The following is a 25,966-nucleotide window of genomic DNA, read 5'->3' as shown; positions in this document are numbered from 1 at the left end:
CTACTGCGGGTATTAATGCTGAAAACATCCATAACCCATTGAATATTAAACATATAAAAGGTTAAAATGGAGTAATTAACGTGTCCTCTCTCCCATCGCTAAAACGGCATTATTTATGCAAAATTTTGTGCGGCATACTTACGCCAGTAACGCTGACTCGTTTTAATTTTTGTCATTACTCTATTGCGTCAAGGCTATTGGTACCATTAACAGGCGATTTCATATATGGCTAGTTAGTGATTACTTGAGATGTATTACGCCCGCGTTAACGGCGCTCAAGGGCTAAAAATAGTTTGAGAGAGCGTCCTCATTTACCTGAACATCTTCAGTCAATCGGTCCGGGACTTATCAGAGGACCAGGCAGGCGTATAACGCCGCCTGGTAAAATATGTCCGATGGCAATAATGCTATCGGACATGTCGGTTATTCCGCCTGTAGCTTCGACGGCGGCGCGGAATGATAATGCGCGTCCGCTTTTGCAAAGCGTTCCTGCATCGCTGCTGTCGGCGCTTTGCCAAGCAGGCTAAAGATTACGATCCCCAGGCTGCCGAAAATGAAGCCAGGGATGATCTCATACAGATCCAGCCAGCCATATTGTTTCCAGACGATAACCGTCACCGCGCCAATAATCATTCCCGCCAGCGCGCCGTTACGTGTCATACGCGACCACATCACAGAAAACAGGACAACAGGTCCAAATGCCGCGCCGAATCCAGCCCAGGCGTAGCTCACCAGCCCCAGCACACGGTTATCGGGATTCGCCGCCAGCGCAATGGCGATCAGCGCTACCACCAGCACCATCACTCGCCCTACCCATACCAGCTCTTGCTGGCTGGCGCTTTTACGCAGAAAAGCCTTATATAAATCTTCCGTAATCGCGCTGGAGCATACCAGCAACTGACAGCTCAACGTCGACATCACCGCCGCCAGGATAGCAGACAGCAGAACACCGGCAATCCACGGGTTAAACAGGATCTGCGCCAGTTCAATAAATACGCGCTCTGAGTTTTGGTTCACCGCCCCGGCCAGCGCGGGGTTATTGTTAAAGTACGCAATGCCAAAGAAGCCCACCGCCACCGCGCCCGCCAGACACAGAATCATCCAGGTCATACTGATACGACGCGCATGAACAATGCTGTGATGGGAGTCCGCCGCCATAAAGCGCGCCAGGATATGCGGCTGACCGAAGTAACCCAGTCCCCAGCCCATCAGGGAAATAATGGCGACAAAATTCAGCCCCTTGAGCATGTCGACATTCTCGATGCTCTTTTGCTTGATCACCTCCAGCGACTCGCTAAAACCGCCTACGCCGACAATAACCATCACCGGCGTCAGGATTAACGCAAAAATCATCAGGCTGGCCTGAACGGTATCCGTCCAGCTAACGGCAAGAAACCCGCCGATAAAGGTATAAATAATGGTTGCCGCGGCCCCCGCCCACAGTGCGGTTTCATAGCTCATACCGAAGGTGCTTTCGAACAGTCGTGCTCCAGCGACAATACCTGACGCGCAATAGATAGTGAAAAACAGCAGAATGACCAGCGCGGAAATAATACGCAGGACTCGGCTCTTATCCTCAAACCGACCGGTAAAATAGTCCGGCAACGTGAGCGCGTTATTGTTAAATTCGGTATGCACGCGCAGGCGCCCGGCCACCAGCTTCCAGTTAATCCATGCGCCTAACGTCAGGCCAATGGCGATCCAGCTTTCAGAGATCCCCGACAGAAAGATAGCGCCAGGCAGCCCCATTAACAGCCAGCCGCTCATATCCGACGCGCCGGCTGATAAAGCCGTAACAAACGGCCCCAGGCTGCGACCGCCAAGAATATAGTCATCAAAGTTTTTGGTTGAGCGCCAGGCGATAAACCCAATCAATATCATGCCAAAAATATAGACACAGAATGTCACCAACATCGGTGTGCTAATAGCCATCAAGGTTCTCCAAATTTATTTATTGGCACTACCGTAGCGTGCCGTTTTGTACCCTACCGGAACGTGGCAAGGGTGTTATGTTTACCAGGGCGACCGTATCCTGCCGGAAGCGGTGGTTATTCACAATCGATTTAACACACCATTTACATCAAATTTGATTGCAGAGGGATACTATTTTTCTCCAGGTTGCACTCTCTCACATTTTTTGCGGTTGCACCTTTTAAAAGTGTTAACTACCGCAGAGAAAATAAATCCAGATGGTTTTCCCCGTCAGACTCTCTCTTTCTTTTTTTAACAATTTATTCATTTTTAAGCTTGCAACGCAGGTCACATTTAACGCGGTTGCACAAAGTTGCAACATAGTGGATATTTTCCGCTAACTATTGGTTAGCAGATAGAGCGAATAACAGGAGTAGAGGGTATGGGAACCACCACGATGGGGGTTAAGCTGGACGACGCCACGCGCGAACGGATCAAAATGGCCGCGTCGCGTATCGATCGCACGCCGCACTGGTTAATAAAACAGGCAATCTTTAGCTATCTGGACAAGCTGGAAAATAGCGATACGCTACCGGAGCTACCTGCGCTGTTTGCCGGCGCGGCAAATGAAAGCGAGGAGCCGGTCGCGCCGCAGGATGAGCCGCATCAGCCCTTTCTGGAGTTTGCCGAACAGATTCTTCCCCAATCCGTCTCTCGCGCCGCCATCACCGCCGCCTGGCGCCGCCCGGAAACCGATGCGGTGTCAATGCTAATGGAACAGGCGCGCCTGTCGCCGCCTGTCGCTGAGCAGGCGCATAAACTGGCGTATCAACTGGCGGAGAAATTGCGCAATCAAAAATCCGCCAGCGGTCGCGCGGGTATGGTGCAAGGCCTGTTGCAGGAGTTTTCCCTCTCTTCGCAAGAAGGCGTAGCGCTGATGTGTCTGGCGGAAGCGCTGCTGCGTATTCCCGACAAAGCTACGCGCGATGCGTTAATTCGCGACAAAATCAGTAATGGCAACTGGCAGTCGCATATTGGCCGTAGCCCGTCGCTGTTTGTAAACGCCGCCACCTGGGGGCTGCTCTTTACCGGCCGACTGGTCTCAACGCATAACGAAGCCAATCTTTCACGCTCGCTGAACCGCATTATCGGCAAGAGCGGCGAGCCGTTAATCCGCAAAGGCGTCGACATGGCGATGCGTTTAATGGGCGAGCAGTTCGTGACTGGCGAAACCATTGCTCAGGCGCTGGCGAATGCCCGAAAACTGGAAGAGAAAGGGTTCCGCTATTCTTACGATATGCTGGGCGAAGCCGCGTTAACCGCCGCCGATGCGCAGGCCTATATGGTCTCTTACCAGCAAGCGATTCATGCCATCGGCAAAGCGTCTAACGGTCGCGGTATTTACGAAGGGCCAGGCATCTCGATTAAGCTGTCCGCCCTGCATCCACGCTATAGTCGCGCGCAATACGATCGGGTAATGGAGGAGCTTTATCCGCGCCTGAAATCACTGACGCTGCTGGCGCGCCAGTATGATATCGGTCTCAATATCGACGCCGAAGAGGCGGATCGTCTGGAGATCTCGCTCGATCTGCTGGAAAAACTCTGCTTCGAACCCGAACTGGCGGGCTGGAACGGCATTGGCTTTGTGATCCAGGCTTACCAGAAACGCTGCCCGCTGGTCATTGATTATTTAGTCGATCTGGCCTCCCGTAGCCGCCGTCGGCTGATGATTCGTCTGGTGAAAGGCGCCTACTGGGATAGCGAGATCAAACGCGCGCAAATGGAAGGGCTGGAGGGCTATCCGGTTTATACCCGCAAAGTGTATACCGATGTCTCTTATCTGGCCTGCGCGAAAAAACTGCTCGCCGTCCCTAATCTGATCTACCCGCAGTTCGCGACCCATAACGCACACACACTGGCGGCGATTTATCATCTGGCCGGGCAAAATTACTATCCGGGTCAGTACGAATTCCAGTGCCTACACGGCATGGGCGAACCGCTGTATGAACAGGTCACCGGTAAAGTGGCGGACGGAAAACTTAACCGTCCCTGCCGTATTTACGCGCCGGTGGGAACGCACGAAACCCTGCTGGCCTATCTGGTACGACGCCTGCTGGAAAACGGCGCCAACACCTCTTTTGTCAACCGCATCGCCGATGCCACCCTACCGCTCGATGAACTGGTGGCCGACCCGGTCGAGGCCGTGGAAAAACTGGCGCAGCAGGAAGGTCAGGCTGGCATACCGCATCCGAAAATTCCGCTGCCGCGCGATCTGTACGGCGAAGGTCGGATAAACTCCGCCGGACTTGATTTAGCGAATGAACATCGCCTCGCCTCGCTTTCTTCTGCCCTGTTAAGCAACGCCATGCAGAAATGGCAGGCCAAACCTGTGCTGGAACAACCGGTGGCCGACGGTGAGATGACGCCGGTTATCAACCCGGCGGAACCGAAAGATATTGTCGGCTGGGGACGCGAAGCGACAGAAAGCGAGGTTGAACAGGCATTGCAAAACGCGGTCAATCAGGCGCCGGTTTGGTTTGCGACGCCGCCGCAAGAACGCGCCGCCATTTTGCAGCGGGCGGCGGTATTGATGGAAGACCAAATGCAGCAGTTGATTGGCCTGTTGGTGCGCGAAGCGGGGAAAACGTTCAGCAACGCCATTGCCGAAGTGCGCGAAGCGGTAGACTTCCTCCATTATTATGCCGGTCAAGTGCGTGACGATTTCGATAACGAAACGCATCGCCCGTTAGGGCCGGTGGTCTGTATCAGTCCGTGGAACTTCCCGCTGGCCATTTTCACCGGCCAAATCGCCGCCGCGCTGGCGGCAGGTAACAGCGTTCTGGCGAAACCGGCAGAGCAGACATCGCTGATTGCCGCCCAGGGCATTGCCATTTTGCTGGAAGCGGGCGTACCACCGGGCGTCGTGCAACTGTTGCCGGGACGGGGAGAAACCGTCGGCGCCCAGCTTACCGCCGATGCGCGTGTACGCGGCGTGATGTTTACCGGTTCCACGGAGGTCGCGACGTTGTTGCAGCGCAACATCGCCACGCGTCTTGACGCCCAGGGCCGCCCTATTCCGTTGATTGCGGAAACCGGCGGTATGAACGCTATGATTGTCGACTCTTCCGCGCTCACCGAGCAGGTGGTCGTGGATGTGCTGGCTTCCGCTTTCGACAGCGCCGGACAACGCTGTTCCGCGCTCCGCGTGCTGTGTTTGCAGGACGATATCGCCGAACATACGCTGAAAATGTTACGCGGCGCGATGGCGGAGTGTCGGATGGGGAATCCAGGCCGTCTGACGACCGATATCGGGCCGGTGATTGATAGCGAGGCCAAAGCCAACATCGAGCGTCACATCCAGACGATGCGCGCCAAAGGCCGCCCGGTTTTCCAGGCCGCGCGTGAAAACAGCGATGATGCGCAAGAATGGCAGACCGGTACGTTTGTTATGCCCACGCTTATTGAGCTGGAAAACCTCGCAGAACTGGAAAAAGAGGTCTTCGGGCCCGTGCTGCATGTCGTGCGTTATAACCGTAACCAACTGGCGGAGCTTATCGAACAGATTAACGCTTCCGGCTACGGGCTAACGCTGGGCGTACATACCCGTATTGATGAAACCATTGCGCAAGTCACCGGTTCCGCCCATGTCGGCAACCTGTACGTTAACCGTAATATGGTGGGCGCGGTTGTCGGCGTCCAGCCGTTTGGCGGCGAAGGCCTGTCCGGTACCGGGCCAAAAGCGGGGGGGCCACTCTATCTCTACCGCCTGCTGGCACACCGCCCGCCCAATGCTCTCAATACGACGCTGACTCGTCAGGATGCGCGCTACCCGGTGGATGCGCAGCTTAAAACCACGCTACTCGCGCCGTTGACCGCCCTGACGCAATGGGCGGCGGATCGCCCGGCGCTACAGACGCTCTGCCGACAATTCGCCGATCTGGCGCAGGCCGGCACGCAGCGCCTGCTACCGGGACCGACCGGCGAGCGTAATACCTGGACGCTATTGCCGCGTGAACGGGTGTTATGCCTGGCTGATGATGAACAGGATGCGCTGACACAGCTTGCCGCCGTTCTCGCCGTCGGCAGTCAGGCGCTATGGTCAGACGACGCCTTCCACCGCGATCTGGCGAAACGTCTCCCCGCCGCCGTCGCGGCGCGTGTCCAGTTTGCGAAAGCGGAAACGCTGATGGCGCAGCCGTTTGACGCGGTGATTTTCCACGGCGACTCCGACAAGCTGCGAACCGTGTGCGAAGCCGTCGCCGCCCGCGAAGGCGCGATAGTGTCGGTACAGGGGTTCGCCCGCGGCGAAAGCAATATACTGCTGGAACGGCTCTATATTGAACGTTCGCTGAGCGTAAACACTGCCGCCGCTGGCGGTAATGCCAGCCTGATGACAATTGGCTAATACTGTGGTTAATTAAGGCTCCGTCAATGGAGCCTTTTTACTCGCGTCAGAGGACCGTATGAAACGAATTTTCCTTACCTGCGCGGCGTTGTTGTTCAGCAGTCAGGCGTTGGCTGATGAGTGTGCCAGCGCCAGTACGCAGCTGGAAATGAATCGCTGCGCCGCCGCGCAATACCAGGCGGCAGATAAAAAGCTGAACGAAACCTATCAAAGCGCGCTTAAGCGTGCGCAACCGCCGCAGCGCGAGCTGTTGCAAAAAGCGCAGGTGGCATGGATTGCCCTGCGCGACGCCGATTGCGCTCTGATTCGTTCAGGTACGGAGGGCGGCAGCGTGCAACCCATGATCGCCAGCCAGTGCCTGACCGATAAAACGAACGAACGCGAAGCGTTTTTAGCCTCGCTGCTGCAATGTGAAGAGGGGGATTTGAGCTGCCCACTGCCGCCAGCCGGTTAACGCACGCGAATCCCTTCAATAATAATGCGCTGAACGCTTTCGACCGTTTGGTTGAAAAAGGCTTCATCGCGAAGCGTCGCGCCGGTTACCGCCTCAACCTGAGGGGCAAAATCGGCGTAATGTTGCGTGGCGGCCCAAATCATGAAGATCAAATGGTGCGGGGAGACGGGCGCCAGTTTCCCGCTGTGCACCCATCCGGCAATCAGCGCGGATTTTTCATCTATCAACGCTTTTAGATCGCCGGTCAGTTCCTCCATTAAGAGCGGCGCGCCCGCCAGCATCTCCATGCAGAAGAGCCGCGACGCCTGCGGATAATCACGCGAAACTTCCAGCTTGAGACGGATATACTCTTTGATGGCCTCCAGAGGGGAAAATTCTGCGCGAAACGCCTTGAGCGGCGCCAGCCAGACATCCAGGATCTGTCGCATTACCGCGACATACAGCGCCTCTTTCGAGGGATAATAATAAAGCAGATTGGTTTTGGAGACGCCAGCCCGCTCGGCGACCTGCTCAAGACGCGCGCCATGAATGCCATACTGGGAAAAAACAGCAAGCGCGGCGGTTAAGATAAGCTGCCGTTTTGCACCGGTGGCCTGCGAGCGTTTCCCGATTTTTTTCTCTGTGCGTTGCGACATGCGCCCTCTCCTTTTCGTCAGGACGCAAGCATACCAAATCCGGCTTATAAACAAAAAAACCGCCGGAAATCCGGCGGCGGTGGCGCATGACGCTTTTTAGCGCGAAACGCTCAGCGTCTTGCTGTTGTGACGCAGGCTAGCTATTACGGTTACTGCTTTTGCCCCCTTTTTTGCCTGCTTCGGATGCACGCTGCGGGTCATTCTTAAAATTGCCCCCGCTGTGCTGACCACCTTTACGACCTGCTTCTGATGCTCTTTCGCGGTCTTCCGCAAAATTACCGGAACCGCCACGATGGTTTGCCATTACTGACCTCCGTCATAGATTAGACATCATATTGCATAGGTAATGAGGAGTATCTCCTCGCGCAGCGTATGAACGATATCATCAGTAACGCCGCGTAACATTAAGCATAGTGAAAAACGCCGTGGTAGGCCGCTTACCGAAATATTCTGCAACATCGGAAGCCGAATACGCAGAATAATAACAATAAGAAATAAATAAGTTATTCTTATATTTGGGAAAATCAAAGCGCTTAAAAATGTATCATTTTGCAACAAAGGTCGCCAAATTAATTATTGTTATAAATCAAAGAAATGGCGCTGAAATTTGCACTCTTCACAGGAGGGCATATCTTTAAATAGACGTAGCGAATCGCTACACACCTGATTAATCTGAGGAGTAGTACAAATGGCAAAGATCCTGGTGCTCTATTATTCCATGTACGGACACATTGAAACCATGGCGCACGCGGTGGCGGAAGGGGCAAAGAAAGTCGACGGCGCAGAGGTCATTATAAAGCGTGTGCCAGAAACAATGCCGCCTGAAATCTTCGCAAAAGCTGGCGGTAAAACGCAAAACGCACCGGTTGCCACCCCACAGGAGCTGGCGGATTACGATGCCATTATTTTTGGTACGCCAACCCGGTTTGGCAATATGTCAGGCCAGATGCGTACCTTCCTGGACCAAACCGGCGGACTGTGGGCATCCGGCGCGCTATACGGCAAGCTCGGCAGCGTGTTTAGTTCTACCGGAACGGGCGGCGGCCAGGAGCAGACCATCACCTCGACCTGGACTACGCTTGCCCATCATGGGATGGTGATTGTCCCGATAGGCTATGCCGCACAGGAACTGTTTGACGTCTCCCAGGTTCGCGGCGGCACGCCTTACGGCGCAACGACTATCGCCGGAGGCGACGGTTCACGTCAACCAAGCCAGGAGGAACTCTCTATCGCTCGCTATCAGGGGGAATACGTCGCCGGTCTGGCAGTCAAACTCAACGGCTAATCTTCAACAGGAGGATTCGAATGCCAACTCAAGAAGCAAAAGCGCACCGCGTCGGCGAATGGGCAAGCCTGCGTAATACGTCGCCGGAAATTGCCGAAGCCATTTTTGAAGTCGCTCACTATGACGAGAAACTGGCAGAAAAAATATGGGAAGAAGGTAGCGATGAGGTGCTGATCAAAGCCTTTGAGAAAACGGACAAAGACTCGCTCTTCTGGGGCGAACAAATCATCGAACGTAAGAACGTATAACACAAACGCCCCCGCCTGCGCGGGGGCATACGGCTATTTTGCGGCAGTGTTCATGACGTTATCGAACTTATCCAGCGGACAGAAGCCGTTCGCATCCACCGGACATCCTTTCAGTTCCAGCGTTACCCTTTGCGCGGGCGATTTGAGCGTTAATGCTTCCGCGTTACGTAACTGCCGGGCGCTCTGGTAGACATACTCGATTTTCATCAAATCCCGGTTAGCGTTGCCGTCATGCCAGCGTTGGAAGACAAGCTGGCCGCCAATCGGCGTTCTCTCATACTGGTCATGGAGCTGATAGGGTTTAAAATCCAGCGCCGTCAGCAGCGACGCGATATTGGAATCATGCCCCACCAGCACGGTCACCTTCGGCGCGCTAACGCGATCGGCAACCAGCACCTTATCGATATATTTCACCAGCGGCGCAGCGACATTGCGCGCCACCGTGGGTGAGGTAAACAGGCTGTCCTGATAGCCGTTTTTCAGTTTTGACAGCACCTTCCACTGCCGATCGGTGTGGATCCCGCCCCAGGCGACCTGATCCATCGGAAACCCTTCGTAATATTGCAGGGTAAACGCATCCACCAGCGAGTTCCCTACTTTCAGCGGCCCCTGCACGCCAGGCTCTTGCTGATAGTTCGCGCTGAAGATATCTTTCGCGTCGATTAGCGAACACTGATGCTTCTCTTTGCAGGACGGCGAGTCCTGATAATGCGTTATCTGCTCAAGCAGTTTATAACTCTCATCAAGATGTAGCTGACTACGCGCCTTTTCCATCGCCTGTACGGCCTGTTGCCGGAACGCGGCGGAATCATCGGTAATTACTGGATTGAAGGTAGGGTCCATAGTGCCCATTTTTTCCTGATGATGAACAGGAATATCACAGCCGGGGAAAGCGCCGGTAATGAAAAATTGCGCGGTGGCGACGGTGCGCTGCAAACTATTCGCATAGGCATATACCGTGTCGGGCGCCGGACATTCTCCCGACGGTATCAGCCCCTGCGCGACCAGCCATTCACGTGTGTAGTGTCCCATATAGACTTCCAGCACGCCGCCTTTCGTCGTCAGTTGCCCACCGGGAACGTCCCACGCCGGCCAGGCGTTCGGCGTCGACTGCGCCAGTACGCTGCCATTATTCGCCAGCGGCGCCCGCAGATTATGGCGGCTCATCATCAGCACCTGTTGTAATTGATAACCCTCCGGCGTTGTCTGCGCCTGTACGGCGGATGACAACAAAACAGCCCCTGCCACAGCAACAGCGAGTAATGATTTTTTCATCCCTATGACCTCTTGTTGTTATCAAATCGTTCTGAGTGTGACAGAAATGGATCATTTTTCCGGGAACGATTTCGCAAAACGGGGGTTTTTCTTACAGTAAACGCGTTAGCGCCGGGAAACCCCGGCGCATATTCAGAACGTTTTTGCCCACCACAGCCGAAGCTTCATGCCCCAATAGCTGGTCCAGCCGCTGGTGGTGAACACAACCCGACCTTGTGAAACCACCACCAGCGTTGGCGTCACGCTGATTTCCCATCCAGCGGATAAGGCGCCGTTAGCATCATTGATGACCGGGAAGTCAACGCCCTTGCGCGCCAGCCAGCGGGCAACCTCAGCGTCATCGCCGGAGCGGAGCGCAACGGTCATGACGTTTTCCCCTTCCGCCGCCAGGCGAGCGACCGCAGGCGTAGTAAAGCGGCATACCCCGCACCAGCTGGCCCAAAAATAGAGCAGTACGGGGCGTTCTTCGCTCAATGTCGCCAGAGTTGTCGACTCTCCCGTCAGCGTACGTAACGGTGTCGTGGCAAACGCCGGAGGCGCCTGCGGCGCGCGCCAGACGTCCGTGACCACCATTATCGCGATGAGGAGCGCCAGAAAAACCGCGGCTTCACGCAGCCAACGCCGCAGTTTACCCGCCATTGGCAGCCGCCAGTTTTTCTTTCACCACCGCTTCCAGCGTATCCCAGGGCACTGCGCCCGGAATCAGCTCGTCGCCAATGATCGTCGCTGGCGTTCCTTGCACGCCGACCAGCCTTGCCAACTGCAAATTAGTGCGTATCGTTTCCATGCTTTTTTCATCCAGCGTCACTGGCGTAGCCCCTGCTTTCTGCTGGGCCTGTTTAATACTGTCATCCGTATGGTAACCGCGCTTTTGCATGAGTTTTTCATGTAGCGCGAGGAACTGTTGCGGATGATCGCGCCAGGTGGTCAGCGCAATACGCGCCGCCAGTACGGAGCTCTCTCCTTTGAATGGCAGCGGTTTAATAATGACCGCAACGTCAGGATATTTCTGCACAATCTTTTCCAGCATCGGATCGAGCTGTTTGCAGTACGGGCAGTTGTAATCCGTAAAGTTCACCAGCGTCAGCTTAGGGTGTTTAGCGCCTATCCGCGGGCTGGCAGGATCGTTAAACAACGCCGCATGGATCAGATTTTCAATCTGCTTTTCCTGATCCGGCGTAAAAGGGGCGGTTTCTTGCGCGATGCTCAGCGTTGAAAACAGCGCCAGCAGTAAAACAATCATGTATTTCATTGGGTTATTCCTTTCGCTTTTTTCAACGTTTGTAATACCGCATCGCGGGTCAGCAAAGTGGGCAATGCCTCCCCTTCCGGCAAGCCGGGGCCATATACCTGATTAAACGGCACGGCGACCTGGCCACGCGTTTTCAGAAAATCTGTAATGGCATCGGACGGCAGCGTCCAGTCTCCCCGCAGCGCCACAACATCCGGCTGTTGCAAGGCGGCCTGCACATCCTCTTTTTGCAGGACGTTGTATTTATTCACTTTACAGGTAATACACCAGTCCGCAGTGACATCGACAAATACCCGCTTATGCTGCGCCAGCGCCGACTGGATTGCCTGTTCACTCAACGGTTGCCACTGAACCGTGTCTTGCGCGCTCTTTGACGCAGTGAAGCCGAAATGCGGCAGGAGTAACGTCGCCAGCCAGATAGCCGACCCCAGCATCATCAGACCGAGGATCCTGCGCAGGACATTCATCCAACGCCCGGGGCGCGGTAAACGTAGCGCAAGCCCTGGTCGTATCGCGACCAGTAGCCACGGCGCGCTCATTCCCAGGCCAAGCGCAAGGAACAGCCCCCACAGCGTCGGCAGCGACGCCGTGAGCGCCACGGCGACCGCCGTGCCCAGAAACGGCGCGCTACAAGGCGTCGCCAGCAGCGTGGCGAATGCCCCCTGCCAGAAATGTCCCGACATACCGTTACCGCCGTAAGTGGCCAGTTTCGTGGTCATAGATGAGGGAAGCCTGAACTCAAAAAGCCCGAACAGGCTGGCGCTAAACAACAACATCACCAGCGCCATAAAACCAATAAACCATGCATTCTGGAACTGGACTCCCCAGGCCAGCGCATGGTTTGACAGGCGAAGGAGGGTCATAAACGCCGCCAGCGCCATAAATGACGCAATGATACCGGCGACCGAAGCCAAAAATTGTCGCCTGATGTGAGAGCGGCTTTTTTCCTCTACCAATAAAATAGAGCCAAGTTTCATGCCCAGAACCGGCAGTACGCAAGGCATTAAATTAAGAATCAGCCCGCCGATCAGCGCCATCATTACAACTTGCCAGAAAGGTAGCGCCGCATTGTCCGGCGTTTGCGCTGGCGCAGCGCCAATGGTTTGCGTGCTCTCCTGGGCGATAGCGCCATCGGCTAACACGAGGGTCAGCGATTTGTCGCGCAAATCGGGCGCCTTTTCGCCCCAACTGTCCGTCACCGGCACCGTCGCCTGTAACCTGTCGCCCTCTACGCGCAGGCGAGGCTTCGCAAAATCGACGTCATCTATGGTGTCAAGATAGAGCCCGGGCGATGACCAGCCCGCCGCTCGCGTAGCAGTGACCACCAGTTCTCCCGGGCGATAGCCGACGTCAAGCGAGTCCGTTAGTCCACTGCGGAGCGGAACTTTACCCATCGCCCGCGCATAGTCATGGGCAAAATCGGCATTCTGCACAGTGGGCGTCACGGAAAAGGGGTAATCGGTCAACAGACAAACATTGCTGCAGGTTGATAACGTCAACACACCGCGCAAGGTCGCCGGCGGCGTACCGCGCACGATCATCGGAAAGGTCACCTCGTCGTGATATCCCTGGGTGGTGATATTCGCCACATCAAAGCGCGAGGGGGTTGGCCAGAACCAGCTTACCTCAGGCATGTCGCCTTTCCAGGCGATAGAGGGCGCCACGCCCCCTTCCCCCGGCGCGCGCCAGTAGGTTTTCCAGCCGTTTTCCAGTTTGACATCCAGCAACAGCCGGGTCTCACCGTTAGCGGACGTATCGGCACGTAGCCGTATGCTGGCATGGTCGTTATCGGGCGAACGCAGCCAGCCGCTTTCCGCCGCCCAGGAGACGGGCAGCCAAAGCCATAACAGGCAGAACAGTATCCGCCTGAACAAAATCATCATATTTTTTCTCCGTGAATGAGTAATTAACCGTTAGCAATAACCGGTCTGTCATTCACGGAAGACACAAAATCGTAGATGTACCCGTAATGTGGGCGGCGAAATAGCCCGTGGAGGCGAAAACGGCAGGCGCATGACCCGGACAGGCGCCAGTAAGGAAAGCAGTAGACAAAGCGCAAGGATAGCGCCTTCAAAGAGTACCGGAGGCGCCGCCAGCAGCGACTTGGCGCTTAATTCGCAGGGGGTGACCGGCGAGCCGTCATCTGTCGAGGAGGGAGCGCTGACCACCGCAGCAGAGGCCGTCGCCTGCATCTGCAAGGCGTGCAGACCCGCCATGCGTTGCGCGGTACAAACCATTACCACGACACATGCAAGGCAAAGAAACCACCAGCCCATCCGTTGTTGTTTCGCCATTGCGCCCTCACTGTTTAACGCGAGTTATCTTAGCCACTGGCGCGGTTTTGGCAACCTTTCCCCTGTAAAGTTATGTCGGCGCGCTGCGCAACCTTCTGATAGTCGAACAACGTAATTTATTCTTACTAATGATATAACTGGTGTTTTCATACGCACTTTTCAGGTTTACCCTACACTTAGTGGAGAAACCTTTTTGGGGTCCCTTCTGTATGTATTGATTTAGCGAGATGATGCTATGGAACTTAAGGATTATTACGCCATTATGGGCGTGAAACCGACGGACGATCTCAAGACGATTAAGACCGCCTATCGCCGACTGGCCCGCAAGTACCATCCAGATGTCAGCAAAGAACCCGATGCCGAAGCCCGTTTCAAAGAGGTTGCTGAAGCATGGGAAGTGCTGAGTGATGAGCAACGGCGCGCCGAGTATGACCAGTTATGGCAACACCGTAACGATCCACAATTTAATCGCCAGTTCCAGCAACACGAAGGCCAGCCGTATAACGCCGAAGATTTTGATGATATTTTCTCGTCTATTTTTGGTCAGCACGGTCGCCATTCGCACCACCGCCACGCCGCACGCGGTCATGATATCGAAATTGAAGTGGCGGTATTCCTGGAAGAAACGCTGGAAGAGCACCAGCGTACGATTAGTTATTCCGTCCCCGTTTATAACGCGTTCGGCCTGGTGGAGCGGGAAATTCCCAAAACATTGAATGTGAAAATCCCGGCTGGCGTCAGCAACGGGCAACGAATCAGACTGAAAGGCCAGGGCACGCCGGGGGAAAACGGCGGACCTAATGGCGATTTATGGCTCGTTATCCATATTGCCCCGCATCCGCTCTTTGATATCGTCAATCAGGATCTGGAAGTCGTCCTTCCGCTTGCCCCATGGGAGGCGGCGCTCGGCGCTAAAGTGTCTGTGCCAACGCTTAAAGAGCGTATTTTGCTGACCATTCCCCCCGGCAGCCAGGCTGGTCAGCGGCTGCGTATCAAAGGAAAAGGATTAGCCAGTAAAAAGCACACTGGCGATCTCTATGCCATCATCAAAATCGTTATGCCGCCGAAACCTGACGAGAAAACAGCTGCCCTGTGGCAACAACTGGCGGACGCGCAGTCGTCCTTTGACCCACGCCAGCAATGGGGGAAAGCATAATGGCTAACATCACTGTCACCTTTACCATCACCGAATTTTGTTTGCACACCGGCGTGACGGAAGAGGAGCTAAACGAAATCGTCGGACTTGGCGTAATTGAGCCTTACGAAGACGATAACGCCGACTGGCAATTCGACGATCGCGCAGCGAGCGTGGTACAACGCGCGCTACGCTTACGCGAGGAGCTGGCGCTCGACTGGCCTGGGATCGCGGTCGCGTTAACGCTGCTGGAAGAGAATTCACGGCTGCGCGAAGAAAACCGGTTACTACTGCAACGCCTTTCTCGCTTTATCTCGCATCCCTAATCCACGATAAAGGCAATAAACCGAGGGTGGGCTTTCTGCCCACCCCGGATTTACATGCACCCGGTATAATACCAGAATGCCTCTGACATACTTCCCCCAACGGAAGAAATATAGCCTTTCACCGCGCACAACCCGATCAACGAACCGCCAATGTCAGCCATTAATGCGCCATTGCGAAGATCATCGTTTAAATAAAGACCAGCCACACGTTCACATTTTTTAGATACGTCGGTTATTTTTACACGTTAGCGATCATTTATTGCCTGAAGAATATATTCTTTCACTGTTTTGTACTCTCTGGTTGATACGTACCTTCTCCCTGTCAATGCCGGGTAAAATGTACCGCTGCGCTTACAGGTTGCGGTATTTATAAATAAGAAATACAACAGTCACTTACAGTTTAATAATTAAGCGTTATAACATCCACTACCGCCCAATATTTACACCACGTCTAAAATACAAAAATGTAATAGAATGTAAACAAAATAAGAGCATAAAATAAATAACTTATTAAAAAATCAATATAAATAGAGTGGTCAATAAAAAACGATCGTTTTCAACGAGTTATGTTTCTCAGATTTTCATCTATCCTGAATAGGCTTACGGAAAATGTAATTTACACCATTGACTATTTCACTTAAAAGGTTTCTGTAATGGAATGGAAGGTCGTTGATACAGTTATAAGTCCCTCTACCGGAGTGTCGTTCTCATGCATACATAGCCTAAAAAATCTTAGATTGACCTTATGGTATCAGGCAGATGTTTACATGCCTCCAGGTAGCATTATCATCCCCTTTAATAAGGGGGTCTTAATAAACGATAAACTTTATCCCGTTACTGTTTACAACGTTACCAGGTTTAATCCTGTTCTATGGAAATCGCTTAAAGAAAATAGCCACTGTCCTGGTAACTGCAATCCTAAACCAGAAGCCTGCAGTTATCCTTTCGAGTGTCTGGTATCCGTTTGTCCATTTGGTTTAACCAGAAATATTCAAATAGATAATAAGAAAGTTTAGGAAATAAAGTATGCATTAGCCATACTACTGATTAAGTGTATTCGCGCACGTTTGCAGTATTTTGCAGTTAAATATGTTTGATATAAAAATTGTACAGTTCGGATATTTTTTGATTCGTTTAATCTAACCTTCACTTTGGCAACGAGGAGCCGGTACAGAGGATATTACTGATGGCCGGCAGACAAAGAAACGCATTGCTTTTAACACTGTATAAATTCCATCCGTGACATTCTTATTTAGTGATATTTCACCAGAGCAATCATCTTACCTTTATTGTGCATAAAAATCAGCAAGTAGTGTTTAGAAAAAATAATGTTTTAGACAAAAGCTCTGCGCGTCATGCTGATCGCCAAAAGCATAACGGGCTGACATCATGTCAGCCCGTGGGTTTATCCCTGCTCTGATACTTACGGTACGCTTATCGTCATATTGTCATGACCGACAATGACAGGGCCCGGGTAATTTTTCATGGCTTCCTGTTGCCAGACGTCATCCGCAACCGTCGCAGGCACCAGATGACTTAACACCAGTTTTTTCACGTGGGCCTCGCGAGCAATCTTACCGACATCTTCAATCGTGGTGTGATGCGACGCAATCGCTTCAGCCAGCGTTTTTCCGTTGCCAATACTATTAGCCAGTTTTGCTACCGAGGGGACATGTACCGCCTCATGTACCAGGATATCCGCCCCTTGGGCAAACGTTGCAAGCGGCGGAAACCAGGACGTATCGCCAGAGAAGACGATTCGCTTACCCTGGGTATCAAAACGGTAAGCAAACGCTTCACCGTCCGGGAAAGGGGAATGAGGCACTTTCAGCGCGCTTATTGTAACCAGTTCATCTTTATAGATGACGCCCTGACCAATATCGGTCGCCTTAACCAGGTTGCGCGGATCGGGTTTCCCCTCTTCTTCCATGCGTAGCGTGATATCCCTGTCAAAGACCTTCCAGCTAGCCTTCGTCATCGCCTGGGTTCCCGGCGGGCCATACACCTGTATGGTATGGTCTTTCAGACCACTTGCCCAGGCATTCATCAGCAAGGAAGGATAATCCAGTATGTGGTCGCTGTGCAGATGGGTGAGCAAAATAGTATTGATGTTGCGCAGTGGAATGCCGTTTTTCACCAGTTGCAGACTGGCGCCGTAGCCGGCATCTATCAGCCATATTTTATCGCCGATAGTGAGCGCCGTCGCTTGCGGTAGTCTGGCTGTATTGAGCAAAGAAGGCCCGCCTTTGGTGCCCAGTAAAACAATGTTGATCTCTTGAGGCGCAGGAGTACCGGCAGCAATGGCAAGGTGGCTTTGCGCCAGCATACAAACCGCCAGCATAGCGACGCTTTTTTTCATCATGTTTTTACTCTTCTTAGTTGAGAAAAGAGGGAACTTCACGTTGGCGAAACTGCGAAGGAGAACAGCCAGCAAGGCGATTAAAGAAACGGGCGAAATAAGCCGGATCTTTAAAACCTAATTGCCAGGCGATCTCGTTGACAGCATTGTCGGAAAAAAGCAGCAGTCGTTTCGCCTCGCGTAATTGCCGATCAAAAATCAGGCGTTTAGGCGGGCGATTAGCAAAACGTCGGCAAATATCGGTCAAACGAGATTCGGTAATATGCAGCTCGCAGGCATAATCGGGCACCGTCCAGTGCTGATGGAAGTGGTTGTCAATTAACAGGGTAAAGCGCTGAAAAAGTTTCAGTTCACCGCGCATCCCGGTTGCGGCGTGATCGTCCAGCTTCGCATTACGCAACAGCAAGGTAAATACCGCCTGCGCCAGTAGCACCAGGGTATGTTCGCAGCCAGCCAGTTGTTCCGTGGACTCCCGCTCAATTAGCTGCCAGTAATGTTTGAGCGCCGCCAGCTCGTTGGGTTTATCCGCCAGCGACAGGCAGATTCCCGGCAGGCCAAAGGCCTCTCTGGTGCCGGGATAAAGCACTTCCAGCAGCGGCCAAACCAGCTCTTCGCGTACCGTCAGAACATGGCCATCGCTATCCGATTCGGTAATAAAAGCATGCGGCACCGAGGGCGGCGTAAGCACAAATAGCGGCGCCTGCACCGAATAGCGATGATCGTCGAGCTGTAGCTCAATCTGCCCGGTATCAAGAAAGTGCATTTGAAAAAACTGGTCGTGGCGATGCGCCTGCATATCACGACCAAAGAAATCCGCCATACGAGCAAACGACTGATAATGCACATCGTTACTGCCCATGCTTTCGTCATACTCTTTGCTGATATCAATATTGGCGATCGCACGTTGGCACATAGTTTCTCCTCAAGGGGTGGCGCGCGGACGCGATGCTTTCATGGGAATGAGCCAGATAATGGCGGCGCCGACGACTAACAGAGAAGCGACAAACCAGAGTCCGCTATTGAAGCTACCGGTGATATCTTTTAGCCAGCCAATCATAAACGGGCTAAGTGCGGAGCCAATATTGCCGGTGGCATTGATGACCGCAATGCCTATCGCCCTGGCGCGTAAACTGATCGACTGATCCGGCGTGGTCCAGAAGATCGCCATCGCGCTAAAGGAACCCGTGGATGCCATCACGATCCCCAGGAGCTGGATCAGGTTATGGTCGGTCGCCGACGCCAGCAGCCAGCCCGCGGCGGCAAACAGGAACGGCAACGCCGTGTGATGTTTACGCTCCTGATGCTTGTCCGAATGGCGGCTCCAGTAAATCATGCCCAGAATAGTACAAATCTGCGGGATCGCCGCCAGCAGGCCGATGGTGATATTGCTGCTGCCTTCATTAAAACTTTTCAGGATTTGCGGCGTCCAGATACTAATGGCGCTAAGCGTATTGGTAAGGCAAAAATAGGCCAGCGTATACATCAGTACAATTGGCGTGAATACTTCGCGCCACAGACTACGCTGCTGCATGGCGTTATGGCTGATGGCCCCCTCCGGCTGAACCAGCGTCAGGCGGTCATTATCCATCATCTCCTGCAAACATTTTTTATCCTCTGCCGTCAGCCATTTGGCTTTTGCCGGGGTATCATCCAGGTAAAACCAGACCATAATGCCTAACAAAACTGACGGAAATCCTTCCAACAGGAATAACCACTGCCATCCATGCAGATTAAATATGCCGTCCAGCGATAAAATATAGCCGGAGACAATCGACCCCAATGCGGTAGTGGCCGGCATGGCAATCATAAATAATGCATTGGCGCGGGCGCGGAAAAATGCCGGGAACCAGTAGGTTAAATAGAGCAATATTCCTGGCAAAAAGCCCGCTTCGGTAATGCCCACCAGCATTCGCAGCACATACAGGCTTTTCGGTCCCACCGCGAACATCGTAGCGGTAGATGCAATGCCCCATAGCACCATAATGGTCGCAATCCAGCGGCGGGCGCCGACGATGCTCAACATCACGTTGCTGGGAATGCCGAAAATGACGTAGGTGGCGTAAAACAGCGTCGTGGCAAGACCAAACATGGTGGCGCTTAACCCCAGATCCTGCCCCATCGTCAACCCGGCAAAACCGATGTTGATACGGTCTAAAAACGAGAAGATAAACAACACGAATAAAAATACGATCAGTCGGCGGAACAGTTTATTTATGACGGTTTGTTGACCCGTGCTGAGCGCGTTGTGCGAACGGACAGACTCGGGGCTTTCCGGAAGTGCAGATGATGTGTCGCTCATTTTTTTCCTCTGATGGGAATTTTGTAGGGTACTACGGTTGCCCGGTAGCGCTGCGCTTACCGGGCCAGGCTTAATAGACGCCGGACGCACCGGACAGGTTTTTTTCTGCGCCAAAGCGCGCCGCCAGCGCCTCCGCGCCGCGCGCCAGCAGCGTGGTATCAACGCCGACGGCGACAAATAGCGCCCCCAGTTCCAGATAACGTTTCGCCAGTGCTTCATTGGCCATCAGAATCCCCGGCGCTTTTCCCGCCGCGCGTATCTGCACGATGGCGTTCTCAATCGCCGCCTGCACTTCCGGGTGCTGCGGATTGCCGGCAAAGCCCATATCGGCGCTGAGATCCGCCGGGCCGATAAACACGCCGTCAATGCCATCCACGTCGAGAATTGACGCCAGATTGCTCATCGCCTCACGCGTTTCAATCTGCACCAGTACGCACATGGCGTCGTTGGCCTGGTGGAGATAGTCCGGGATGCGATTCCAGCGCGATGCCCGCGCCAGCGCGCTGCCCACGCCGCGAATACCGGCAGGCGGATAACGCGTAGCCGCCACGGCGTTTCGCGCTTCATCAGCATTCTGCACCATCGGTATCAGCAGCGTTTGCGCGCCGACGTCGAGCAGTTGCTTAATCTGTACCGGATCGTTCCATGACGGACGCACCACCGGCTGGCTGGGATAAGGCGCAATCGCCTGCAACTGGGTCAACACCGTCTGCACGTTGTTTGGCGCGTGTTCACCGTCAATCAGTAGCCAGTCGAAGCCGGCGCCCGCTAACAGTTCAGCGCTGTAACTGTTGGCAAGCCCCAGCCACAAACCGATTTGCGGGCGCCCCGCTTTTAACGCGTCTTTGAAAGCATTTTTCATCGTTTTTTCCTTACACAAACCGGCAACTGATCGCGCCCATGTTGCCGTAATCGACATGGAAGGTGTCGCCCTTGCGCGCCGGCACCGGGCGGGTGAACGAGCCGCCGAGGATGATCTGCCCGGCTTCAAGCTGGACATCGTAGGGGGCAAGCTTGTTCGCCAGCCACGCCACGCCGTTGGCCGGATGATTCAGCACGCCTGCGGCGACGCCGGTTTCTTCGATCACGCCGTTGCGATAGAGCAGCGCGGAGATCCAGCGCAGATCCAGCTCGTCTGGTTTGATGGGACGACCACCGAGGATCACCCCGGCGTTGGCGGCGTTGTCGGAAATGGTGTCGAACACTTTGCGCGGACGCTGGGTTTCCGGGTCGATGTTGTGGCTGCGGGCGTCAATCAGTTCCAGCGCCGGAATCACATAATCCGTGGCGTTGTAGACGTCGAACAGCGTGCAGTGAGGGCCGCGCAGCGGTTTCGCCAGCACGAACGCCAGCTCCACTTCAATACGCGGGACGATAAAACGGTCGGTGGGGATATCGCCGCCGTCATGGAAGAACATATCGTCAAGCAGCGCGCCGTAATCCGGTTCGCTGATTTGCGAGCTGGCCTGCATCGCTTTTGAGGTCAGGCCGATTTTGTGGCCTTTGAGCGTGCGCCCTTCGGCAATCTTGATATTGACCCATTCACGCTGTACGGCATAGGCATCTTCAATAGTGATGTTGGGATAATCCAGCGACACTGCGCGAATCTGTTCGCGCTGTTTTTCAGCCTGATTAAGTCGCTGGGCGATCAGGGTATGGGTCTGTTTATCGAGCATAGTGTTTCCTGTTACGTCATTCGGTGCTGCTGTGCCGGGTGGCGACGCGGGTGCGTCTTACCCGGCCTACGGTTCGGTATTGCTTCGTGCATCGTTTTTTTGTAGGCCCGGTAAGCGCAGCGCCACCGGGCGAAAGAGTGTGCTATTTAAATAACGCGTGTACGTTGTTTTGTTTGTAATTGAGCGTCGGATGTAGCTCGGCAATCTCAAACGACAGCGCCAGATAGCGGTTCTCCATCAGGTCGGCGAAGTGGGCTTTAATCAGCCCAAACAGCATTTCGCCAACTTCCTGACGGCTCTCCAGGCTGCGCCCGGCGCCGATTTTCAGCGTCATATGCACAAACGCGTAATCATGCTTACCGTCAGCCATCTGCCAGGTATCCAGCCAGTGGGCGCGACTGCGGATACCGCCGATGGGGAAAATCCCGCTGGCGGCCAGCGCCTCGTTTACCTTGCTGAACAGGCCGGGTAAATCAGCCTGCTCGCGAATATTTTCAGTACATTCAGCAATAAAGTGCGGCATAAACACCCCTTACGCAGGCAGCGGGAAAACAGCGTTTACCTGGCCGGTACCGGAGCTGGCGAACAGGTCGGTGATGAACTCCACCTTGCCGTCGTATTTGTCCCACCCCAGCATTCCCAGTAGCATGACCGTGTCGTGCATGTTGCCTTCGCCGTAGCAGTAGTCGGCGTACTCCGGCAACATGGTGCAAAACTCCTTGAATTTGCCTTCGCGCCACAGCTTGACCACGCGCTCATCCATTTGATGATCGAACTCGCGGGTGTAGCTGTTCATCCCTTCTTCCGCCCGTTGGTCGTCAATAAAACGGTGCGACAGAGAACCACTGGCGAATACCGCTACGGTACCGTCATATTTCTCAATCGCCTTGAGAATGGCTTCGCCCAGTCTGCGACTGTCGGCAAAGTCATGAACAGTACAGAACGCCGAGATGGAGACCACTTTGAAGTGCTTGTCGCTGTTCATGTAGCGCATCGGCACCAGCGTGCCATACTCCAGCTTCAGGCTCGGGATGTTGTGCGCTTTAGCGCGCACGCCCAGTTTGACCGCCTCGTCGGCGATCAGATGGCCGAGCTCCGGATTACCGTCATAGTCATAGGTCATGTCGCGAATAAAGTGCGGCAATTCGTTGCTGGTATAGACGCCCTGGAAATGGTCGGCACAATTAATGTGGTAAGCGCTATTCACCAGCCAGTGGGTGTCGAATACGATAATGGTGTCAACGCCCATTTCGCGGCAACGCTTGCCAATTTCAATATGCCCATCAATGGCTGCCTGACGACAACCGTGATTTTTTCCTGGCAGTTCAGAAAGATACATCGACGGCACGTGGGTAATTTTTGCTGCTAACGCTAACTTGCCCATATCAAACTCCCCATTTTGGGATAGGATGGTCGCCCATTGAGATGCAGACGTTTTTCATTTCCGCAAACACTTCGAAGCTATATTCGCCGCCTTCGCGCCCGGTACCGGAGGCTTTCACGCCGCCGAACGGCTGGCGCAGGTCGCGGACGTTCTGGGTGTTGACGAAGACCATGCCGGCTTCAATCCCACGCGCCAGGCGCAACACTTTGCTCACGTCCTGGGTCCAGATATAAGAGGCCAGACCGTATTCGACGTCGTTCGCCAAACGTAACCCTTCCGCCTCGTCTTTGAATGGCAGCAGGCAGGCGACCGGCCCAAAGATCTCTTCCTGCGCAACGCGCATACGGTTGTCGACATCGGCCAGCACGGTTGGGCGCAGGAAGTTACCGCCTTTCAGATGCGCAGGCAGGTCAGTGGGTTTTTCCGCACCGCCCGCCAGCAGCGTTGCGCCCTCTTCAATGCCGAGGCGGATATAACCGGAGACTTTTTCCCAGTGCTGTTGGCTAATCAGCGCGCCGACCTGGGTGTTCGGGTCCGTCGGATCGCCGACACGCAGGCGATTCGCGCGTTCGGCAAAGCGCTTCACGAACTCAGGGTAAATGCTCTGCTGGATAAAGATGCGCGACCCGGCGGTGCAGCGTTCGCCGTTGATCGAGAAGATGGTGAACAGCGCGGCGTCCAGCGCGCGCTCAATGTCGGCGTCTTCAAAAATCAGCACCGGCGATTTGCCGCCCAGCTCCATCGAGTATTTTTTCAGCCCGGCATTTTTCATGATATTGCGACCGGTGGCGGTACCGCCGGTAAACGACACCGCACGCACGTCATGGTGGCGTACCAGCGCATCGCCCGCCGTCGCGCCGTAGCCCTGCACCACGTTCAGCACGCCTGCCGGAATTCCTGCCTCCAGCGCCAGCTCGCCCAGCCTGTCGGCAGTCAGCGGCGACAGCTCGGACATTTTGAGCACCGCGGTGTTACCCAGCGCCAGGCACGGCGCAACTTTCCAGGTCGCGGTCATAAACGGCACGTTCCACGGCGACACCAGCGCGCAGACGCCGACGGGCTGCACCAGCGTATAATTGAGCATTTTATCGTCAACCGGGTAGGTCTTGCCGTTCATCTGCTGGCACACTTCGGCGAAGAATTCGAAGTTATGCGAGGCGCGCGGGATCAGCACGTTTTTAGTCTGGTGAATAGGCAGACCGGTGTCGGCGGTTTCCATCGCCGCGATTTCCGGCACATGCTGGTCAATCAGGTCACCCAGACGACGCATCAGGCGCGCGCGCTCTTTCATCGGCAGGTTGGCCCATTTCGGGAACGCCTCTTTTGCCGCCGCGACAGCCTGGTTCACTTCTGCTTCACCGCCGGAGGCTACTTCCGCCAGCACATCACCGGTCGCCGGGTTAGTGGTCTGGAAGTAGTCGTTACCTGCAACGTTTTTGCCGTTAATCCAATGATTTATTTTCTTCATTTTGCGCTCTCCTCACTGACGATTCGGTTAACCAGGCGACCCACGCCTTCTACTTCAACGACAACTTCATCCCCCGGCACCACATCGGACAGCCCTTTCGGCGTACCGGTGGCAATCATGTCGCCCGGTTGCAACGTCATAAATTCGCTCAGATAAGAAATCAGGAACGGGATGCTGAAGATCAGATCGGCGGTCGTCCCTTCCTGGCGCAGCTCACCGTTAACAAAGGTGCGTAACGTCAAGTTGTGCGGATCAGAAACCGCCTCTTTATCCACAATCCACGGGCCTATCGGCGTCAGGCCGTCGCGGCTTTTTACCCGCAGATTCGGACGGTAGTAGTTTTCCAGATAGTCGCGGATCGCGTAGTCGTTACAGACGGTGTAACCGGCCACATACTCCATAGCTTCGGCTTCGCTCACCTTACGCGCCGTTTTGCCAATCACCACGACCAGTTCGGCTTCGTAGTGCATATATTCGACGTTGTTCGGGCGCACCGACGTTTGGTGATGTTCGGTAAAGGTGTTTGGCGCTTTGATAAATACCAGCGGCTCTTTCGGCGGCGTAAATGCCAGCTCGCTGGCGTGATCGGCGTAGTTCAACCCCAGCGCAAATAACGTTCCCGTCGCTGACAGCGGCCACGTAAACGTCTGGTGGCGGGCGAATTCATCTTCTGCGACAACCGGATTTTCCAGAGCGGGTAAACCTTTCGCCAGAATACGCACCCGATCGCCGGGACGCAGCGCAACGCGATTCTGCGGCGTACCGAGTAAGATCGCATCGCCAGGGTTAAGCGTAGCGAACTCACTTAACGCGCTAAGCAGTTGTGCGGCGCTACGCTGTAAATCGGCAGTATTCCAGTGGTCCGCTTCTCGTCCGTTGATTTCAGTGATAATGGTGAGGTTATCCACATCACTCAGCGGCGCCATTTCACCCAACGGGCAAAAGCCATCGCGACATTTCGCTTTAATCGCCGGGCGATAAAAGCTCTCTTCCGGCAGGCTGACCTCGTTAGCAAGCGCATACCCGGCGATATAGTCCGCCGCCGCTTCAGGGCGTATCCGGCTGGCGGTTTTCCCCACAATGAGCGCCACTGTCGCGCCGCTCAGTACCTTTTCTCCCTGCGGATAAGGAATGGGTTCGCCGTGACGAATCACCGTATTACGCGGCTTGATGAACCACACTGCGGTTTTAGGCGGCGCATTATAGGGAGGCTGAGAGAAAGCCTCTCGCCAGGCATCAAGCTGGCTGCGATGGTTTAACGCAACGGCGAAAACAGTACCCTTCATACATAAACTCCTCAGGCCGATTTAACGGGCTGTGATTTCATTAATATATTAATGATTAGATTTATGCTTTCGCTGTACATTTAGCAAGCTGAAGTAAAGCATTTGTGATGTGATTAACAATATTTTCACAAATTTATTATTAAACACATATATATCAAATAGTTAAATAAAACCCCTTGTTTCTGTTAAACTTTGGACATAAAACAGATGTCATAGCTCACATCGGTAAACACGATTATTCAGGTATTAATAATTCTGCAAAAGAGAAACGCTT

General features: G+C 54.2%; 24 protein-coding genes. 7 read left to right on the top strand and 17 right to left on the bottom strand.

Annotated features, from left to right (window positions below):
- Positions 1-423: 423 nt before the first annotated feature.
- Positions 424-1,932, bottom strand: coding sequence for a sodium/proline symporter PutP (gene putP, locus ACLJZ5_RS12400; protein WP_001018467.1), 1,509 nt, complete (start codon positions 1,930-1,932; stop codon positions 424-426).
- 421 nt (positions 1,933-2,353) lie between these two features.
- On the opposite strand from putP, the gene putA reads away from it, so the two are divergent.
- Together putA and ACLJZ5_RS12390 are read left to right on the top strand one after the other, a co-directional pair.
- Positions 2,354-6,316, top strand: a complete 3,963-nt coding sequence (putA, locus tag ACLJZ5_RS12395; protein ID WP_024797599.1) for a trifunctional transcriptional regulator/proline dehydrogenase/L-glutamate gamma-semialdehyde dehydrogenase — start codon at positions 2,354-2,356, stop codon at positions 6,314-6,316.
- 58 nt (positions 6,317-6,374) lie between these two features.
- Complete coding sequence (locus ACLJZ5_RS12390) at positions 6,375-6,770, top strand: lysozyme inhibitor LprI family protein (RefSeq protein ID WP_000821064.1); 396 nt, start codon at positions 6,375-6,377, stop codon at positions 6,768-6,770.
- On the opposite strand, the gene rutR is transcribed toward ACLJZ5_RS12390, so the two are convergent.
- Both rutR and ACLJZ5_RS12380 read right to left on the bottom strand, forming a co-directional pair.
- Positions 6,767-7,405, bottom strand: coding sequence for an HTH-type transcriptional regulator RutR (gene rutR / locus ACLJZ5_RS12385; RefSeq protein ID WP_000083128.1), 639 nt, complete (start codon positions 7,403-7,405; stop codon positions 6,767-6,769). The two genes, ACLJZ5_RS12390 and rutR, sit on opposite strands and share 4 nt — an antisense overlap.
- A gap of 136 nt (positions 7,406-7,541) precedes the next feature.
- Positions 7,542-7,709, bottom strand: a complete 168-nt coding sequence (locus ACLJZ5_RS12380; RefSeq protein ID WP_001273663.1) for a general stress protein — start codon at positions 7,707-7,709, stop codon at positions 7,542-7,544.
- Positions 7,710-8,093: 384 nt separating this feature from the next.
- On the opposite strand from ACLJZ5_RS12380, the gene wrbA reads away from it, so the two are divergent.
- The gene (gene wrbA / locus ACLJZ5_RS12375) at positions 8,094-8,690 is read left to right on the top strand and encodes an NAD(P)H:quinone oxidoreductase (RefSeq protein WP_001062898.1); all 597 of its coding nucleotides are present in this window, start codon (positions 8,094-8,096) and stop codon (positions 8,688-8,690) included.
- Positions 8,691-8,710: 20 nt separating this feature from the next.
- Positions 8,711-8,938 (top strand): YccJ family protein, encoded by a 228-nt coding sequence (locus tag ACLJZ5_RS12370; protein WP_001143125.1) that lies wholly within the window; start codon positions 8,711-8,713, stop codon positions 8,936-8,938.
- A gap of 33 nt (positions 8,939-8,971) precedes the next feature.
- Here ACLJZ5_RS12370 and agp read toward each other — a convergent pair whose 3' ends face one another.
- The 5 genes from agp to ACLJZ5_RS12345 all read right to left on the bottom strand — a co-directional run bounded on the left by agp (position 8,972) and on the right by ACLJZ5_RS12345 (position 13,759).
- Positions 8,972-10,213 carry a bifunctional glucose-1-phosphatase/inositol phosphatase gene (gene agp / locus ACLJZ5_RS12365; RefSeq protein WP_001529160.1) on the bottom strand — a complete coding sequence of 414 codons (1,242 nt, stop codon included), beginning with the start codon at positions 10,211-10,213 and terminating at the stop codon, positions 8,972-8,974.
- Between the two features lie 132 nt (positions 10,214-10,345).
- Positions 10,346-10,852, bottom strand: coding sequence for a protein disulfide oxidoreductase (locus ACLJZ5_RS12360; RefSeq protein ID WP_024797598.1), 507 nt, complete (start codon positions 10,850-10,852; stop codon positions 10,346-10,348).
- Positions 10,842-11,465, bottom strand: coding sequence for a DsbA family protein (locus ACLJZ5_RS12355; protein ID WP_000876687.1), 624 nt, complete (start codon positions 11,463-11,465; stop codon positions 10,842-10,844). Before ACLJZ5_RS12355 ends, ACLJZ5_RS12360 begins: the two co-directional genes overlap by 11 nt.
- Positions 11,462-13,348: a protein-disulfide reductase DsbD family protein gene (locus ACLJZ5_RS12350; protein ID WP_024798522.1), complete on the bottom strand. Its 1,887-nt coding sequence runs from the start codon at positions 13,346-13,348 to the stop codon at positions 11,462-11,464. The genes ACLJZ5_RS12355 and ACLJZ5_RS12350 overlap by 4 nt, the downstream gene beginning before the upstream one ends.
- 48 nt (positions 13,349-13,396) lie before the next feature.
- The gene (locus tag ACLJZ5_RS12345) at positions 13,397-13,759 is read right to left on the bottom strand and encodes a copper resistance protein (RefSeq protein ID WP_001118902.1); all 363 of its coding nucleotides are present in this window, start codon (positions 13,757-13,759) and stop codon (positions 13,397-13,399) included.
- A gap of 235 nt (positions 13,760-13,994) precedes the next feature.
- Between ACLJZ5_RS12345 and cbpA the strand changes: the two genes are divergently transcribed.
- The 3 genes from cbpA to ACLJZ5_RS12330 all read left to right on the top strand — a co-directional run bounded on the left by cbpA (position 13,995) and on the right by ACLJZ5_RS12330 (position 16,236).
- Positions 13,995-14,915, top strand: a complete 921-nt coding sequence (cbpA, locus tag ACLJZ5_RS12340; RefSeq protein WP_000420603.1) for a curved DNA-binding protein — start codon at positions 13,995-13,997, stop codon at positions 14,913-14,915.
- Positions 14,915-15,220, top strand: coding sequence for a chaperone modulator CbpM (gene cbpM, locus ACLJZ5_RS12335; RefSeq protein WP_001284251.1), 306 nt, complete (start codon positions 14,915-14,917; stop codon positions 15,218-15,220). The genes cbpA and cbpM overlap by 1 nt, the downstream gene beginning before the upstream one ends.
- Positions 15,221-15,873: 653 nt before the next feature.
- Positions 15,874-16,236: an anti-adapter protein IraM gene (locus ACLJZ5_RS12330; RefSeq protein WP_001537781.1), complete on the top strand. Its 363-nt coding sequence runs from the start codon at positions 15,874-15,876 to the stop codon at positions 16,234-16,236.
- Between the two features lie 407 nt (positions 16,237-16,643).
- Here ACLJZ5_RS12330 and ACLJZ5_RS12325 read toward each other — a convergent pair whose 3' ends face one another.
- The 9 genes from ACLJZ5_RS12325 to hpaG all read right to left on the bottom strand — a co-directional run bounded on the left by ACLJZ5_RS12325 (position 16,644) and on the right by hpaG (position 25,692).
- Entirely contained in the window at positions 16,644-17,582 is a 939-nt protein-coding gene (locus tag ACLJZ5_RS12325; RefSeq protein WP_000976561.1) for an MBL fold metallo-hydrolase, read from the bottom strand.
- Positions 17,583-17,595: 13 nt separating this feature from the next.
- On the bottom strand, positions 17,596-18,492 hold the full coding sequence (hpaA, locus tag ACLJZ5_RS12320; RefSeq protein WP_000336602.1) for a 4-hydroxyphenylacetate catabolism regulatory protein HpaA: 897 nt from the start codon (positions 18,490-18,492) through the stop codon (positions 17,596-17,598).
- 9 nt (positions 18,493-18,501) lie between these two features.
- Positions 18,502-19,878, bottom strand: coding sequence for a 4-hydroxyphenylacetate permease (hpaX, locus tag ACLJZ5_RS12315; protein ID WP_001285795.1), 1,377 nt, complete (start codon positions 19,876-19,878; stop codon positions 18,502-18,504).
- Positions 19,879-19,948: 70 nt separating this feature from the next.
- Positions 19,949-20,740 carry a 4-hydroxy-2-oxoheptanedioate aldolase gene (gene hpaI, locus ACLJZ5_RS12310; protein WP_000785062.1) on the bottom strand — a complete coding sequence of 264 codons (792 nt, stop codon included), beginning with the start codon at positions 20,738-20,740 and terminating at the stop codon, positions 19,949-19,951.
- Positions 20,741-20,750: 10 nt separating this feature from the next.
- Positions 20,751-21,554: a 2-oxo-hept-4-ene-1,7-dioate hydratase gene (gene hpaH, locus ACLJZ5_RS12305; protein WP_000884795.1), complete on the bottom strand. Its 804-nt coding sequence runs from the start codon at positions 21,552-21,554 to the stop codon at positions 20,751-20,753.
- 142 nt (positions 21,555-21,696) lie between these two features.
- The gene (locus ACLJZ5_RS12300; protein WP_001119849.1) at positions 21,697-22,077 is read right to left on the bottom strand and encodes a 5-carboxymethyl-2-hydroxymuconate Delta-isomerase; all 381 of its coding nucleotides are present in this window, start codon (positions 22,075-22,077) and stop codon (positions 21,697-21,699) included.
- A gap of 9 nt (positions 22,078-22,086) precedes the next feature.
- Entirely contained in the window at positions 22,087-22,938 is an 852-nt protein-coding gene (hpaD, locus tag ACLJZ5_RS12295; protein ID WP_000516978.1) for a 3,4-dihydroxyphenylacetate 2,3-dioxygenase, read from the bottom strand.
- Position 22,939: 1 nt separating this feature from the next.
- Positions 22,940-24,406, bottom strand: a complete 1,467-nt coding sequence (gene hpaE, locus ACLJZ5_RS12290; RefSeq protein ID WP_000723524.1) for a 5-carboxymethyl-2-hydroxymuconate semialdehyde dehydrogenase — start codon at positions 24,404-24,406, stop codon at positions 22,940-22,942.
- Positions 24,403-25,692 (bottom strand): 4-hydroxyphenylacetate degradation bifunctional isomerase/decarboxylase, encoded by a 1,290-nt coding sequence (gene hpaG, locus ACLJZ5_RS12285; RefSeq protein ID WP_000679216.1) that lies wholly within the window; start codon positions 25,690-25,692, stop codon positions 24,403-24,405. Before hpaG ends, hpaE begins: the two co-directional genes overlap by 4 nt.
- Between the last annotated feature and the right edge of the window lie 274 nt (positions 25,693-25,966).

Origin of the sequence: Salmonella sp. 5800 (assembly GCF_046558195.1) — a bacterium.
Lineage (GTDB): Bacteria > Pseudomonadota > Gammaproteobacteria > Enterobacterales > Enterobacteriaceae > Salmonella > Salmonella enterica.
Note: the sequence above shows the minus strand (reverse complement) of the source record. Positions and strands in the feature narration are given on the sequence as shown.

Coding starts and splice junctions, on each gene's coding strand:
- ACLJZ5_RS12300 (WP_001119849.1), bottom strand. CDS start 22,077: ATGCCGCACTTTATTGCTGAATGTACTGAAAATATTCGCGAGCAGGCT.
- putA (WP_024797599.1), top strand. CDS start 2,354: ATGGGAACCACCACGATGGGGGTTAAGCTGGACGACGCCACGCGCGAA.
- ACLJZ5_RS12380 (WP_001273663.1), bottom strand. CDS start 7,709: ATGGCAAACCATCGTGGCGGTTCCGGTAATTTTGCGGAAGACCGCGAA.
- hpaD (WP_000516978.1), bottom strand. CDS start 22,938: ATGGGCAAGTTAGCGTTAGCAGCAAAAATTACCCACGTGCCGTCGATG.
- ACLJZ5_RS12350 (WP_024798522.1), bottom strand. CDS start 13,348: ATGATGATTTTGTTCAGGCGGATACTGTTCTGCCTGTTATGGCTTTGG.
- hpaH (WP_000884795.1), bottom strand. CDS start 21,554: ATGCTCGATAAACAGACCCATACCCTGATCGCCCAGCGACTTAATCAG.
- ACLJZ5_RS12325 (WP_000976561.1), bottom strand. CDS start 17,582: ATGATGAAAAAAAGCGTCGCTATGCTGGCGGTTTGTATGCTGGCGCAA.
- hpaG (WP_000679216.1), bottom strand. CDS start 25,692: ATGAAGGGTACTGTTTTCGCCGTTGCGTTAAACCATCGCAGCCAGCTT.
- agp (WP_001529160.1), bottom strand. CDS start 10,213: ATGAAAAAATCATTACTCGCTGTTGCTGTGGCAGGGGCTGTTTTGTTG.
- ACLJZ5_RS12390 (WP_000821064.1), top strand. CDS start 6,375: ATGAAACGAATTTTCCTTACCTGCGCGGCGTTGTTGTTCAGCAGTCAG.
- ACLJZ5_RS12355 (WP_000876687.1), bottom strand. CDS start 11,465: ATGAAATACATGATTGTTTTACTGCTGGCGCTGTTTTCAACGCTGAGC.
- ACLJZ5_RS12370 (WP_001143125.1), top strand. CDS start 8,711: ATGCCAACTCAAGAAGCAAAAGCGCACCGCGTCGGCGAATGGGCAAGC.
- wrbA (WP_001062898.1), top strand. CDS start 8,094: ATGGCAAAGATCCTGGTGCTCTATTATTCCATGTACGGACACATTGAA.
- hpaX (WP_001285795.1), bottom strand. CDS start 19,878: ATGAGCGACACATCATCTGCACTTCCGGAAAGCCCCGAGTCTGTCCGT.
- ACLJZ5_RS12330 (WP_001537781.1), top strand. CDS start 15,874: ATGGAATGGAAGGTCGTTGATACAGTTATAAGTCCCTCTACCGGAGTG.
- cbpM (WP_001284251.1), top strand. CDS start 14,915: ATGGCTAACATCACTGTCACCTTTACCATCACCGAATTTTGTTTGCAC.
- hpaA (WP_000336602.1), bottom strand. CDS start 18,492: ATGTGCCAACGTGCGATCGCCAATATTGATATCAGCAAAGAGTATGAC.
- hpaE (WP_000723524.1), bottom strand. CDS start 24,406: ATGAAGAAAATAAATCATTGGATTAACGGCAAAAACGTTGCAGGTAAC.
- ACLJZ5_RS12360 (WP_024797598.1), bottom strand. CDS start 10,852: ATGGCGGGTAAACTGCGGCGTTGGCTGCGTGAAGCCGCGGTTTTTCTG.
- putP (WP_001018467.1), bottom strand. CDS start 1,932: ATGGCTATTAGCACACCGATGTTGGTGACATTCTGTGTCTATATTTTT.
- hpaI (WP_000785062.1), bottom strand. CDS start 20,740: ATGAAAAATGCTTTCAAAGACGCGTTAAAAGCGGGGCGCCCGCAAATC.
- cbpA (WP_000420603.1), top strand. CDS start 13,995: ATGGAACTTAAGGATTATTACGCCATTATGGGCGTGAAACCGACGGAC.
- ACLJZ5_RS12345 (WP_001118902.1), bottom strand. CDS start 13,759: ATGGCGAAACAACAACGGATGGGCTGGTGGTTTCTTTGCCTTGCATGT.
- rutR (WP_000083128.1), bottom strand. CDS start 7,405: ATGTCGCAACGCACAGAGAAAAAAATCGGGAAACGCTCGCAGGCCACC.